The 13,510-nt window shown below is 54.7% G+C and carries 11 protein-coding genes and 1 tRNA gene; 3 read left to right on the top strand and 9 right to left on the bottom strand.

The genetic code is table 11. The annotated features are described in order from the left end of the window. Positions 1-194 precede the first annotated feature (194 nt). Entirely contained in the window at positions 195-2,264 is a 2,070-nt protein-coding gene (locus QWY20_RS13915; protein ID WP_330129616.1) for a TonB-dependent receptor family protein, read from the top strand. Here QWY20_RS13915 and QWY20_RS13910 read toward each other — a convergent pair. The 5 genes from QWY20_RS13910 to QWY20_RS13890 form a co-directional block, all read right to left on the bottom strand. Further along, entirely contained in the window at positions 2,248-3,042 is a 795-nt protein-coding gene (locus QWY20_RS13910) for a TatD family hydrolase (protein WP_330129615.1), read from the bottom strand. The two genes, QWY20_RS13915 and QWY20_RS13910, sit on opposite strands and share 17 nt — an antisense overlap. Next, entirely contained in the window at positions 3,033-3,671 is a 639-nt protein-coding gene (pdxH, locus tag QWY20_RS13905) for a pyridoxamine 5'-phosphate oxidase (protein WP_330129614.1), read from the bottom strand. The genes QWY20_RS13910 and pdxH overlap by 10 nt, the downstream gene beginning before the upstream one ends. Further along, positions 3,671-5,410, bottom strand: coding sequence for an arginine--tRNA ligase (gene argS, locus QWY20_RS13900; protein ID WP_330129613.1), 1,740 nt, complete (start codon positions 5,408-5,410; stop codon positions 3,671-3,673). The genes pdxH and argS overlap by 1 nt, the downstream gene beginning before the upstream one ends. Before the next feature lie 12 nt (positions 5,411-5,422). Beyond that, the gene (gene prfC, locus QWY20_RS13895) at positions 5,423-7,009 is read right to left on the bottom strand and encodes a peptide chain release factor 3 (protein ID WP_330129612.1); all 1,587 of its coding nucleotides are present in this window, start codon (positions 7,007-7,009) and stop codon (positions 5,423-5,425) included. A gap of 124 nt (positions 7,010-7,133) precedes the next feature. Then, the gene (locus QWY20_RS13890; protein ID WP_330129611.1) at positions 7,134-8,018 is read right to left on the bottom strand and encodes a LysR family transcriptional regulator; all 885 of its coding nucleotides are present in this window, start codon (positions 8,016-8,018) and stop codon (positions 7,134-7,136) included. Positions 8,019-8,181: 163 nt separating this feature from the next. Here QWY20_RS13890 and QWY20_RS13885 point away from each other — a divergent pair, with 163 nt between their 5' ends. Together QWY20_RS13885 and QWY20_RS13880 are read left to right on the top strand one after the other, a co-directional pair. Further along, the gene (locus tag QWY20_RS13885; protein WP_330129610.1) at positions 8,182-9,081 is read left to right on the top strand and encodes a cation diffusion facilitator family transporter; all 900 of its coding nucleotides are present in this window, start codon (positions 8,182-8,184) and stop codon (positions 9,079-9,081) included. A gap of 121 nt (positions 9,082-9,202) precedes the next feature. Continuing rightward, positions 9,203-10,141 (top strand): sodium-dependent bicarbonate transport family permease, encoded by a 939-nt coding sequence (locus tag QWY20_RS13880; protein WP_330129609.1) that lies wholly within the window; start codon positions 9,203-9,205, stop codon positions 10,139-10,141. Here the strand turns inward: QWY20_RS13880 and rimI are convergent. The 4 genes from rimI to QWY20_RS13860 all read right to left on the bottom strand — a co-directional run bounded on the left by rimI (position 10,138) and on the right by QWY20_RS13860 (position 13,262). Next, positions 10,138-10,599 (bottom strand): ribosomal protein S18-alanine N-acetyltransferase, encoded by a 462-nt coding sequence (rimI, locus tag QWY20_RS13875; RefSeq protein WP_330129608.1) that lies wholly within the window; start codon positions 10,597-10,599, stop codon positions 10,138-10,140. The genes QWY20_RS13880 and rimI overlap by 4 nt on opposite strands. Further along, positions 10,586-10,960: a hypothetical protein gene (locus tag QWY20_RS13870; RefSeq protein WP_330129607.1), complete on the bottom strand. Its 375-nt coding sequence runs from the start codon at positions 10,958-10,960 to the stop codon at positions 10,586-10,588. Before QWY20_RS13870 ends, rimI begins: the two co-directional genes overlap by 14 nt. 44 nt (positions 10,961-11,004) lie before the next feature. Next, positions 11,005-11,081 (bottom strand) — tRNA-Trp (locus tag QWY20_RS13865). A 150-nt stretch (positions 11,082-11,231) separates the two neighbouring features. After that, positions 11,232-13,262 carry a S9 family peptidase gene (locus QWY20_RS13860; protein WP_330129606.1) on the bottom strand — a complete coding sequence of 677 codons (2,031 nt, stop codon included), beginning with the start codon at positions 13,260-13,262 and terminating at the stop codon, positions 11,232-11,234. Positions 13,263-13,510: the final 248 nt, after the last annotated feature.

Below are 13,510 nucleotides of genomic sequence, written 5' to 3'. Positions count from 1 at the left end.
CGTCGTTGGTTGCGGTTTCTCTATTCTACTCATAAAAGTGGACCGCTGTCAGCGCTTTGTGGCGGTAAAGAGTGCGCCTGGCAATAGGGCACAAACCGGCAAGAAGCCACAAAGCGACTTTTTCCTGCGATTACTAACGGTAGCTTTCTGGTGCGACAGCCGTATACTCCTTACCAAATCAAAAGGAGCCACAGATGTTTGTTACCCTAGTTGCCCTGCATGTGGCAGCCGCCGTCTCCACCCCGCTGGCAGCACAAACTGCTGCCGAAAGCGCCGAAATAGAGCGTCTGGTCATCACGGCCACCCGTACCGCCCGCCCCTGGCTGGAAACCCCAGCTGCGGTGGATCGTGTTGATGTCGAGAGCCTGACACCAGGCATGCGCACCGATGCCGCCGAGTTGCTGGAAGGCATGGCGGGCCTTCAGGTCGACACCCGCTTTAACTTTGCCCAGGATACCCGCATTACCCTGCGTGGCTTTGGTGCCCGCGCCGCCTTTGGCGTGCGCGGCGTGCGACTGCGACTGGATGGCATTCCGCTGTCGATGCCAGATGGTCAGGCGCAAACCTCCAGTATTTTGCTGGATGAACCGAGCAGCGTCGAAGTGTTGCGTGGCCCACTGGCAGCCATACATGGCAACTCGGCCGGTGGGGTGATTGATCTGCAAAGCCGCCGGCCGCTGCAAAGCACGGTGTCGGCCAACCTCAGTGCCGGCAGTACCGGGCGCGAGCGCCAACATCTTCGTGCTCTTTATGCCGATGAGCACCAAAGCTTCAGCGGCGACTATGCCCGCTTTCGCACCGATGGCGACCGGCCCTTCAGTGCGGTAAAGCGCGATCAGTGGGCACTGCGCTGGTACCGCGATCTCGGAGAGCAGGCTGAGCTGATTTTGCGGCTGGATGACAACGATGCCCCGCTACTGCAAGACCCTCTGGCTTTAAGCCCCGGGCAGTGGCTGGAAAACCCACAGCAAACCGCCCCCCAGGCGGACACCTTTGGCACCCGTAAAAGCATTCGCCATCGTCAGCAGTCGCTGACCTTGCGGGCTCGCGACTTCAGTGCGCTGCACTGGTTGGCCGACTGGCAGTTGTCAGCCTGGCATGGCAAGCGGGAAATTGAGCAGTACCTGGCGTTTCCTGGCACCGCCATCAGTTCATCCGGAGCCGTTATTGATTTAAGTCGCTCTTTTTATGGCACCAACCTAAGCGGCACAGTGCAACCTCTGGCAGCCACGCCGTGGCGCTTGACGCTGGCACTGGAGCAAGAGCAGCAAAAAGACGAGCGGCTTGGCTTTGTTAATGACTTTGGTAGCCGTGGCGAGCTGCGCCGCGACGAAACGGGCCGGGTCGACAGCCGTGATGCCACCCTGATCAGCGACTGGCAGTTCCACCCGAGCTGGGCATGGGTCACAGGCGCCCGCTTTAGCCGCATCGACTTTACCGTGGACGATCGCTTCATTGTGCCCGGCAACCCGGATGACAGTGGCGAGGTCCGCTACCAGGAAAATGCCTGGAGCTCGGCGCTGAATTTTGCCGTGCGCGATGATCTCAGCCTGTTTGCCGGCACCGGTGTTGGCTTTGAAACGCCTACCTTAACCGAAATGGCGTATCGCAATGAGGGCTCAGGCCTGAATACCGAGCTTAATGCCGCCAAAGTGCGCCAACATGAGCTTGGCCTGAAGCTGCAACGCGAGCGTTGGTTGCTGCAGAGCGCTGTCTTTGTGATTGATACCGACAATGATTTGCTAGTGGATCAAAGCATCGATGGCCGCACCACTTACCGCAATGCGGCCAACACCAAACGAGAAGGCATTGAACTAAGCAGCCGCTTTACCCTAAGCGATACCCTGAGCTGGCGCGCCAGTTACACTTGGCTGGATGCCAGCTTTGGTCAAAGTGAAGCAGATGCCAACAGTGGCAATCGCTTGCCCGGTTTAGCCCGCAGCAACTTTTTCCAACAGTGGCAATGGCAGCCGGTTAGTAGTGGTACCTTACAGCCGCTGAGGCTGCGCCTGAACCATCAGTACCGCTCGACGGTGCCGGTCGATGACGCCAACAGCAGCTTTGCACCCGGCGCGCATTTGTGGGGACTGGCGGCACAGACCGAGTGGCAATGGGGCCATACCCGGCTGGATGCCTGGTTGCGACTGGATAACCTGACCAACAAAGACTATGTCGGTTCGGTGGTGGTCAATCAGAGCAATGGCCGCTCGTTCGAGCCTGCGCCAGGCCGGCTTTGGATGGCAGGCATCACACTGCACTGGTAGGAACTAACCGGAGTACCTGTTGGGTATTGTGCCAGAGGGCTTCGGCCAGCTGGGCTGGCGACTCTGGCCGTAACAGGCAAAAGTGATGAAATACCTGCGCCAGCTGAGCCGGCGTATTGATCTGGCCCTGAAAACCGGCCAGCGGCATGGCCGGCGCATCGGTTTCCAGCACAAAGGCACTTAGCGGCAACTGCTGCACTGCTCGCCTGGTTTTGCCGGCGCGTTCATAACTGATGGTGCCGCCAATGCCCAGCTTAAAGCCACGTTCGATAAAGGCCTGGCCCTGCTCCGGGCTGCCGGAAAAAGCATGCAAAATGCCACCTTCCGCAAAATTTACCCGCTTAATTGCCGCCAGCAGATGCGGTTGGGATTTGCGGTGATGCAAAATCACCGGCTTATTCAGCCGGGCGGCCAGTGCCAGTTGGGCTTCAAACAATTGCTGTTGCATGGAAAAAGTGTCAGGCGCAAGCGCGAAATCGAGGCCGATTTCGCCAATCGCACAGATTGCGTCCTGCTGCTCACGCAGCATGGTCTCCAGCGCTGTCACCGCCTGCAGGCTGTGCTGCGCTGCCCACCAGGGATGAATACCGAGCGCAATCTGCCACTCTGGCTGCTGCTGACGCAGCTTAAGTAACGGCTGCCAGGCTGCCTGCTCTACCGCTGGGATCAGCAACGCCGCTACCCCAGCAGCCTGAGCCGCTTGCCAGTGCTCCTCCATTTGTCCAGCCAGCTCGGGCAGGTCCAGATGGCAGTGGGTATCAAATAGTTTTAAGGGCATAGCCGGTCAATCGACCAACGGCTGTCGTCCTGCTGGCGGTACATAAAGCGGTCATGCAGTCGGTGCTCGCCGCCCTGCCAGAATTCAATCTGGTGCGGTCGTACCAAGAAACCGCCCCAAAACGAGGGCAATGGTACTTCGCCATGCTCAAACTTGTGTTTGATTTCGGCAAACTTTTGCATCAAGGCCTGCCGGGTGGAGACCGGCCGGCTCTGCTCGGAGGCCCAGGCCGCTAACTGGCTTTCTTTGGGCCGGGATAAAAAGTACTTCATCACCTGAGTGCTGGGCACTCGCTCGGCGGTGCCATAGACAATGACCTGACGCTCCAGCGGATGCCAGGGAAAATGCAAACTGACTTTGGGGTTGGCTGCCAGCTCGGTCGCTTTGCGGCTGCCCAGATTGGTGTAGAACACAAAGCCATCGGCACTGACATCCTTTAACAGCACCAGCCGCTGCGACGGCTGACCACTGGCATCCACCGTCGCCACGCACATGGCGGTCGGATCCGGCAGCTCGGCAGCAATGGCATCTTTTAGCCACAGCTCGAACTGCTGGATGGGATCTGCATGCAGTTTATCCAGATCCAGTTTGTCTTTGCTATAACTGCGCCTGATGGCATCAATCTTCATTACATCCGCTCCATCACCTCAATGCCCAGCAAGTCCAGCCCCTGGCGTAACATGCGGGCGGTTAAAATACTTAACATTAAACGGCTGGCTTTGAGCTCTGGTTCAATGCCGTCTTTGAGGATAGGGCAAGCTTCGTAAAAGCTCATAAAGAGGCTGGCCAGCTCGTACAGGTAATTGCAGAGCAGGTTGGGCTGGGCCTCTTTCATCACCTGCTGCAAGGTTTCTTCCAGTCGCAGCAGTTTAACTGCCAGTTGCAGCTCCTGCGGCTGTTGCAGCACAATCGTGGCCTGGAAGTCATCGCCAAGTTCTGCTTTACGCAAGATGCTGCGCACCCGGGTGTAAGCGTATTGCAGATAAGGGGCAGTGGCACCTTCAAAGCTCAGCATCGCATCCCAGCTAAAGACGTAATCGCTGGTGCGGTTTTTCGACAGATCGGCAAATTTCACCGCACCAATGCCCACTTTGGCTGCCACTTCCGCCTGCTCGGCTGCGCTTAGCTCAGTAGCTTTTTCCGCCACCAAAGCACCAGCCCGGCTGATGGCTTCATCCAGCAATTCAGCCAGCTTGACCGTGCCACCGGTGCGGGTTTTAAAGGGTTTACCATCTTCACCCATCATGGTACCGAACGGGCAATGATGGTACGCAGTATCGTCACGCAGCAAACCGGCTTTGCGGGCAGTCAGCTCCACCTGCTTAAAATGCAGGCCCTGACGGGCATCGGTAAAGATAATGATGCGATCGGCCTTTAATTGCTGACTGCGGTACTGGCAGGCCGCCAGATCGGTGGTGGAGTACAAGAAGCCACCGCCGGTTTTTTGAATAATAAAGGGGGATGGATTGCCGTCTTTATCGGCCAGCTCCTGCAAAAACACCACCAGAGCGCCCTGATCTTCCACCGCCAGGCCACTGGCTTTGAGCTGTTCAACAATGCCGTGCAGCATCGGGTTGTAGGCACTTTCCGGCTTGATGTCATCGTGCGTCAGGGTCACATTCAGCTTTTGATAAACTTCGTCGCTGTGCTTAATGGAGGTATCAATAAACAGCTGCCACAGCTTCTGGCAATGGGCATCACCACTTTGCAGCTTCACCACATAATCACGGGATTTATCGGCAAAGCCGTCTTCATCATCAAAGCGCTTTTTCGCTTCACGGTAAAAGTTTTCCAGATCGGCCAGCGCCACCTGCTCCAGATCGATGCCAGCCGCCAGCTTGTCTTCCAGGTGCGCAATCAGCATGCCGAACTGGGTGCCCCAGTCGCCCATATGGTTTTGCCGGATCACGGTATCGCCCCAGAACTCCAGGCAGCGCACCACCGCATCGCCAATGATGGTAGAGCGCAAATGGCCAACGTGCATTTCTTTCGCCAGATTGGGCGCGGAATAATCCACCACTACCCTCTGCGGGCTGCCATTAGGCGCCACGCCAAGACGTGGGTCCTGCGCGGCCTGCTGCAACTGGGCGGCCAGCCACTCTGGCTTTAAGCTGATATTGATAAAGCCTGGCCCGGCAATCTCGGCCTTGGCAGCGACATCGTCCAGCGCCAGCGCATCCAGCAATTGCTGCGCCAACTGACGCGGATTGGTTTTCAGCGCTTTGGCGGCGCTCATGGCACCATTGATTTGGTAATCACCAAACTCAGGCCGGGTGCTGACCGTGACGGCCGGGTTGGTATCGGCTGGCACGCCCAGGGCGGCAAAGGCCGCTTGCGTTTTTTCGGTCAATAATTGTTTAATATTCATTTGCTTGCCCTGTTAGTGCTCACGGGTTTTGGTAAACTGAATGTTCGGGTAACGCTCTATCGCCAGGTTCAGATTCACCATGGTCGGTGCGATGTAAGTCAGATTATCGCCGCCATCGAGCGCCAGGTTCTGGCTGGCTTTCTTTTTAAATTCTGCCATGGCTTTGCTGTCGTCGCTGTACACCCAGCGGGCAGTGGAGACGTTGATGCTTTCGTACAAAGCATCGACGTTGTATTCGGATTTTAACCGGTGCACCACCACATCAAACTGCAGAATACCAACTGCACCAACAATCAGATCGTTGCTGTCGATGGGCCGAAACACCTGCACCGCTCCTTCTTCCGACAATTGCACCAGGCCTTTGAGCAGTTGTTTTTGTTTCAGCGGATCGCGCAGCCGGATACGGCGGAACAGCTCCGGCGCAAAATTTGGAATGCCGGTAAACTGCATATCTTCGCCCACAGTGAAGGTATCGCCGATTTTAATGGTGCCATGGTTGTGCAAGCCAATAATGTCACCTGGCCAGGCTTCTTCCACATGCTCCCGATCACCGGCGACAAAGGTCAGCGCATGCGACACTTGCACATCTTTGCCAAGCCGGACATGACGCATTTTCATGCCTTTTTCGTACTTGCCAGAACAAATGCGTAAAAACGCCACCCGATCGCGGTGCTTCGGATCCATATTGGCCTGAATCTTAAAAACAAAGCCGCTAAAACCAGGTTCATTCGCTTGCACCAAGCGGGTATTAGTTGCCCGAGGCTGTGGCGTCGGCGCCCATTCGGTCAGGCCATCCAGCATATGATCAACACCGAAGTTACCAAGAGCGGTACCAAAGAACACCGGGGTCAGCTCGCCTTTTAAAAACAGTTCCTGATCGAAGGCATGGCTGGCGCCCTGCACCAGTTCCAGCTCATCACGCAGTGTCTCAGCGAAAGAACCAATCGCCGCATCCAGCTCCGGGTTATTAATGCCGGCAATGATGCGCACGTCCTGAATGGTGTGACCCAGGCCCGATTTATACAGGATGACCTCATCCCGCAGCAGATGGTAGACCCCTTTGAACTCCTTACCACAACCAATCGGCCAGGTAATCGGTGCGCAGGCAATATTCAGCACGCTTTCTACTTCATCCAGCAAATCAATCGGATCGCGGATATCCCGATCCATTTTGTTCATAAAGGTCAGAATGGGCGTATCGCGCAGCCTCGTCACTTCCATCAGTTTGATGGTTCGGTCCTCGACCCCTTTGGCGGCATCAATCACCATCAGACAGGAGTCCACCGCCGTCAGGGTGCGGTAAGTATCTTCCGAGAAATCTTCGTGACCGGGTGTATCGAGCAGGTTGACAAGGCAGTTGTTGTACGGAAACTGCATCACCGAGGTGGTGACCGAGATGCCCCGCTCTTTTTCCATCTCCATCCAGTCGGAGGTAGCAAACTGACCGGATTTTTTGCCTTTGACGGTACCGGCTTTTTGGATCAGTTCACCAAATAACAACACCTTCTCGGTGATGGTGGTTTTACCGGCATCCGGGTGGCTGATGATAGCGAAGGTGCGCCGGCTGTTGATTTCCTGCTGTAACTGTTGGTTGCTCATTCAATACTCGTTGCGACAATAGCAAATAACGCAAAGGATCACTGGATCCGCTGCGATGCATAAAAAATTTGCCGCATTTTACCGCGAATGATGGATCGGGGGAAACCTTATTGTCGGCTTTCACTTAGCCAAACTGGGTCAGATAACGCACCACCTGCTGTTCCAGCCAGCTGGCCACCCGGCCCATGGCATAGCCCTGCTCGCAAATTAACTGATAGGATTGCCAGTTCAGCGCCCCCGGATGCTTCAGTACCCGCAGCTGCTCGTTTTTCAGTTGCTCCATAATCACCGGCTGGGGCAAACGGGACCAGCCGGCGCCACTGATCACTGCATCACGAATCAGTTCAAACTGAGTCAACGCCAGGTAGTTGGATGCACCCGATAGCTGAGGTACCAGCAAATCATCCTGCAAATAGGCGGTTGTTACCTGGGTGTACTGCTGCAAGTCATCATCATGCACTAAGGGCAAGCGACAGAGTGCATGCTCCGGGCCGGTGACCATCATTACCCGAAGGCCACCAAGCGGGCGAAACTGCAGGCTTTCATGCGGTTCATTCTGCTGGGCCAGACCAAAGGCCAGATCGACCGATTGCCAGTCGACCAGTTCAGGCAGCTCTTGCGGCGGTGCCAGATAGACCGAAATACCGGTCAGGGGGAACTGCTGCTTTAAGGCCGTCATGGTTTCGCGCCAAAAGCGCTCGGGTAGCGCATCGTCCCGGGCAATACGTAAGGTTGATTCAATGCCGCTGCGCTGCTGCTGACAGCGCTGCTCAATTTGCCGGGCCGATTGCAGCAAGCGGATGCAATCCGGTTTGATGGCCCAGGCAATCGGCGTGGCGGCCAGCTCATTGCCAGAGCGTTCAAATAAAGTCACCGCCAGCTCATCTTCAAAGCTGCTGAGCACACTGCTGATGGTGGTGCGGCTGCGACCAAGCTGACGGGCCGCTGCCGCTACCGAACCTTCCTCAAGCACCACCAAAAACACTTCGGCCTGAATAACTTTCATCATCACCCCCACCAGCGACGAAAAAGTCGTCGGCTGGCGATTATCTACCTTTCTCGCACCTCACTTAGAATACCGCCAACAAAGCAGCTCAGCAAGGATGACTATTTATCAAGCAAGCCTTACTGACGAATACTTTGTCACTTTTTTGCCATAAATCGAGGTTGTTATGTTGTCGCTGAACGTCTGTTCGGAGTCATCAATTATCAAGTTTTCTGCTGCCGGCGCTGGTTTCTTCGCCCTGGTCGGCATAGGTTGGGGACTCTGGGCCCATTCCATGGCCATCGTATTCGATGGTAGTTATTCACTGGTCAGTTTGGGCCTGTCGCTATTGTCTTTAATGGCACTAAGGGTCGCGACCTCACCGGCCGATAACCGCTTTAACTTTGGCCGCTTACCGGCCGAGCCGTTGGCCATCGCGGTTAAGGGCCTGGTGATTCTGCTGGTCTGTCTGGTGTCTTTTGGCGCCGCCGTGTTGGCAATTGTGCATGGCGGCCGTGAAGTTGCTGCCGGCAAAGCCATTTTCTTTGCCCTGTTAAGTGTACTGCTGTGTTTCTTTATCTGGTGGCGGCTGCGTAAAGCCAATACCAGCTTGCAATCAGTGCTGGTTGAGGCCGAACAGCATCAGTGGTGGATGGATGGCGTGTTGAGTTTGGCGGTGTTGCTGGGCTTTGTGCTGACCTGGTCGCTGCAATTTACAGCGTTAGCGCATTGGGCACTGTACGCTGATCCTGTGCTGGTGATCCTGGTTTCCGGTTACTTTATTCAGGTGCCGCTCAAGATGCTGAAAAACGCCGTCAATGAGCTCTTGATGGTTAGTCCGTCGGCCGAGCTGCGTAAGCAGGTATACCGTGAGCTGGAAAGCCTGGGCATTTCCCACCGCCAGTGCAAGATGGCCAAAAGCGGCAGTTACCTGCTGCTGGAAGTACGGATCGGTATTGAACGGGTCGAGCAAATGCAAGGGGTGCAACAGCAACTGGAGCGCAAACTGGCAGAGCTGCCGCTGGAGCCGGTGATTTGGTTGGATTTTTATTGCCTTAATCTCGGTAAGCAGCAGCAACTCGCCTAGAAACTACTTTTTCTCTTCAAAACAACACAAGTGCTGGTCTGCTGTCCGCACTTGTGTTTCACTTTCTATCCAACCAAGTATACAATGCGCAGGTTTTGCTTGTAGCTAACGGGGAAGTGCCATGCCTGATATCGTCGTGATGTTTTTTCTGCTAGGCCTGCTGGCAGGCATCTTGCGTTCTGATCTCACCATTCCCAAAGCAGCTTACGATACCTTGAGCTTGTTGCTGATGCTTACCATCGGCCTAAAAGGTGGTATGGCCCTGCACGGCAATCTGAGCTGGCAGCTGGTACCGGAGCTTGGCAGTGTTATTCTGATTGGCGCCCTCTTCCCGTTAGTTCTCTATCCGGTATTACGCAGCCTGGTGCGCTTATCCTCGGCGGATAGTGCCAGCCTGGCAGCGCACTATGGTTCGGCCAGTGCCGGTACCTTTGCCGTGGCGCTGGCTTATGCCGAAAGCATGCAACTGACCATAGGCGCGGAAGTCACCCTCTATCTGGTGATGCTGGAACTACCAGCCATTATGGTGGCGCTGGCGATTTACCGCTGGCGGCAAAGTGATGGCCCGAAAACCAGCCAAAGTGCAATTTGGCACGAAACCCTGACCAACCGGGGCGTGGTGTTGCTGGCAGGTGGCGTGTTGATTGGTTATATGTATGGTCCACAGCAAGGCTCCGCAGTCACCGAGCTCTTTACCAATGCCTTTAAAGGGGTATTGGCGCTGTTCTTACTGGAAATGGGCTTAACTGCTGCGGAAACATTGAACCGGATTTCGCTGCGTTACTGGCGGGTGATCTGTTTTGCACTGATAGCACCGGTGGTGTTGGCTGTTTGTGGTGTCTTTACCGGCATCTGGCTGGGTCTACCGGATGGCTCCATTCTGATTTTAGCCAGTTTAACTGCCAGTGCCTCCTACATCGCAGCACCAGTAGCGATTCGCACGGCCATTCCTCAAGCGGATATTGGATTATCTTTATTAGCGGCGCTCGGTATTACCTTCCCGCTGAATGTGCTGGTTGGAATTCCGCTGTATCTGCAGTTTATTCAGTGGCTGCATTAAGTCTGAGCTGAGCTGACGCTCAGCTGCAGTCCCATCACTAGGGCATCCTCAGTCCCTGAGCTGCCCTGGTAGTAGTTTTTGCGCCGACCGGTTAATTCAAAACCAGCCGCCTTGTACAAAGCGATGGCAGCAGTATTGGATGCCCGCACTTCCAGCCAGACCTGATGGCAGCCGCGTTGTTTTGCCTGTTCTAGCATATGCTGCAATAAGGTTCTGCCATAGCCTTTGCCTTGCTCATCGGGTGCTACCACTATATTGAATAGCGTAGCTTCATCCAGCACCTGCTGCGCCAGATAGTAACCACACAGCTTACCTTCCACCCACAGCACGAAATTGAAATAATCATGGCTCAGGCAGCTTTCAAACAGACTTAGACTCCAGGGAGCAAACGCAGCTTGTTGTTCAATCGATAGGATTTCTGGCAACTGGGCGGCCGTTAATGGCTTAATCGTTCGCATCAAGGTAATGGCTTAAACAAGCCCAGAGCTGGCGTTTCAATGCTGACGATGTCAGGGAAGCAAGCTCCGGGCTGATGAGCTGATGCCCACTCAGCACACAGTCGGCAGCACCTGGCTGTATTGACCAATGCAAAGCACCTAGTTGCAGTGCTTGCGGGCTTGCATTCGGTGATTGGCAAAGCAGATAGGCAACGTCTTGAACCAGTGGGTGGCTGGATTGCGGACACAGCAGTGTCTGCTCGGCAACATCATCAGCAATGGTTTCGGAATTGTTTTGTTTTTCTGGTTGAAAACAGGCTTTAAGCTGTAACGGCTGAATGGCTAAAAGTTGCAACAGCTGGCGCTGAGATGGATTAAGCACGGCATTCACCTGTGTCTGTGGCACTTAGTGTGCTCAGACCAAAGTGGCAGGGGCAGAGGGATTCGAACCCCCAACCGTCGGTTTTGGAGACCGCTGTTCTACCAATTGGAACTATGCCCCTACGTTTGGTCGCGCCATTATACAAAAGCCGACTGAAAGGTAAAGCAGAATTCATCCTATGCTCCTTTGACTGCATAGAAAACATACACGCTTTGCTAAAAAGAAGAAAGCCCGGTGTACAACACCGGGCTTGTCGAAGGCAACATCCGTGTTAATCGGACGCTTTGCTTTGGCGATAGCGTTCAAACCAGTGAATCACATAAGCGGGTTTGGCCATCAGATTACTTGGCCGGGCATGCAAGGCATGCGATGCACCCGGGATCCGTACCATGGCAGTATCAATGCCACGCAGTTGCAGCGCCTGATAGTACTGCTCGGTTTCAGAGATCGGCGTGCGATAATCGGCATCACCGGTAAACAGCATGGTCGGCGTAGTGACATTACCAACGTAACTGATGGGCGAGTGCTTCAGGTAATGCTCCGGCATCTCCCAGGGCAGACCAGGGAACCAGTACTGGGTAAAGTAGTTGTACATATCGGCATTCAACACGAAGCTGTACCAGTTAATGACCGGATTAATGGCAGCTGCAGCAGCAAAGCGATCGGTATGGCCAATGGTCCAGGTGGTCAGTACCCCACCACCACTGCCACCGGTAATAAAGAGCTCCTGCTCATTAATAAAACCTCGGGCAAGCACCGCATCAACGCCATCCATCAGATCGTTGTAATCATAGCTTGGGTAGTTGTGATGGATAAGATTGGCAAAATCTTCGCCATAGCTGGTGCTGCCCCTTGGGTTGGTATAAAGCACCACATAGCCCTGCGCTGCCATTAACTGCAACTCCATTGCAAACACAGGGCCATAAGCAGTGTGCGGGCCACCATGAATTTCCAGGATCAGCGGGTATTGCTTGCTGGCATCAAAGCCTGGGGGGTACATCACCCAGCCGTGGATTTGCTTGCCATCGACCGAAGCCTCATACCAGATCTCCTCGACCTCGCCGATAGTACGCTTAAACAGCAGATCGCGGTTCAGGTTGGTCAAGGTGCGATTAGTACGACGATGCTGCATCGCCAACTCGGATGGACGTTCGGTACTGGCCTGGGTGTACGCAATCAACCCATTGTCTGCCACGCTGAACTGACCACCACTGTATGGCCGGCTGAAGCTGGTACCGCCCAAGTCTGTCACCAACACCGAACGATTCCCACGCAGCGGCTGCTCAGCAACTTTGCCAAGCCCCAGATCATCGTACTGAATATAAAGCCCACGACTGTTGCTCTGCCATTGGAAGGCATTGATATGGCGATCCAAATCTTCGGTCAGGTTGCGGACATTGCTGCCATCTAAATTCATCACATACAGCCGGTTTGCCTGATGAGCCAGCTTTCTGTCTTCAAACCCAAGGAAAGCCAATTGACGACCATCCGGTGATAGCATCGGTTGGCTGGCAGGTCCTGCCGGATCGTAGATTTGTTCAATGCTGCGATCAGCCAGAGTTAAGCGATAGATGGCAGAGTTGACCGGCGTACGGTAAGCAGCTTCACGTCGGTTGGCAGCAAAATACACCGCTTTGCCATCGGCTTGCCAACTCAAGTCACCACTGTGATTGTAATCACCCGTAGTTAATTGAATGGCAGAACCACCTTCGGCGGCAATCAGGTAGTGATGACGATAACCGGATGGTAAATAACCGGCACCATCAGCACGGTACTGCATACTGTCGATGTAAATCGGCGCTGGAGCCCAATTAGCAGTTGCAGGCTTGCCAGGCAAAGTCACTGGTGGTGGAGCTGACTTGGCAGTAAACATGTTAAAAGACAGCCAGTTACCGTCAGGAGACCAGGTCAGATTAGCCGGCGCATGCGGCAACTGACTGATTTGCACCGAGCGGCCGGAGTCCAGCCACAGCACATGGATTTGACCATCCTGCACATAAGCGATCCGCTTTTGATCCGGCGACCAGCGGGGTGAACTGGCATTGCTGTCGGTTTGGGTCAGCGGTTGCATGGCAGAACCATCGGCATTCATGATCCAAAGTGCCATCCGGCGGCGATCGGTTTGTCTGTCAAACCAATTCCGCACAAACACGATTTGATCGCCTTTGGCGTTGACCTGAGGATCAGTCACCAGTTCTAAATGAAATACATCATCGTACTTTAGCGGATTGACTTGTTGCGCTATTGCAGTAGCCGTCCACAGCAAAAGCAACGGCACACAGAGTTGAAGGATTTTTTTCATAGTTCGTTTCCTAGACCTTGGGAGCAGAAACATACTACTCCAGCTGACAGTGTCAGGAATACAATTTGCGGCTAACCGGAGCAAGAACAAGACAGAGTCAATTTGCGCAGATAGATGGGATCTAGGCGACAAATTCGTCAGGAACGAATTTGGACTGCCGTAGGCAGGCCCGAAGGGCGAAACACAAGGAGGTGTTTCGCAATGCCACCTCGGTGGCTGGCGTGGGTGAGTGGTACTGCGCGCAGCGC

The sequence above is a fragment of the Alkalimonas cellulosilytica genome, assembly GCF_036325985.1.
GTDB lineage: Bacteria > Pseudomonadota > Gammaproteobacteria > Enterobacterales > Alteromonadaceae > Alkalimonas > Alkalimonas cellulosilytica.
This window is presented reverse-complemented; position numbering and strand designations above follow the sequence as displayed.

Coding starts and splice junctions, on each gene's coding strand:
- QWY20_RS13915 (WP_330129616.1), top strand. CDS start 195: ATGTTTGTTACCCTAGTTGCCCTGCATGTGGCAGCCGCCGTCTCCACC.
- QWY20_RS13910 (WP_330129615.1), bottom strand. CDS start 3,042: ATGCCCTTAAAACTATTTGATACCCACTGCCATCTGGACCTGCCCGAG.
- pdxH (WP_330129614.1), bottom strand. CDS start 3,671: ATGAAGATTGATGCCATCAGGCGCAGTTATAGCAAAGACAAACTGGAT.
- argS (WP_330129613.1), bottom strand. CDS start 5,410: ATGAATATTAAACAATTATTGACCGAAAAAACGCAAGCGGCCTTTGCC.
- prfC (WP_330129612.1), bottom strand. CDS start 7,009: ATGAGCAACCAACAGTTACAGCAGGAAATCAACAGCCGGCGCACCTTC.
- QWY20_RS13890 (WP_330129611.1), bottom strand. CDS start 8,018: ATGATGAAAGTTATTCAGGCCGAAGTGTTTTTGGTGGTGCTTGAGGAA.
- QWY20_RS13885 (WP_330129610.1), top strand. CDS start 8,182: ATGTTGTCGCTGAACGTCTGTTCGGAGTCATCAATTATCAAGTTTTCT.
- QWY20_RS13880 (WP_330129609.1), top strand. CDS start 9,203: ATGCCTGATATCGTCGTGATGTTTTTTCTGCTAGGCCTGCTGGCAGGC.
- rimI (WP_330129608.1), bottom strand. CDS start 10,599: ATGCGAACGATTAAGCCATTAACGGCCGCCCAGTTGCCAGAAATCCTA.
- QWY20_RS13860 (WP_330129606.1), bottom strand. CDS start 13,262: ATGAAAAAAATCCTTCAACTCTGTGTGCCGTTGCTTTTGCTGTGGACG.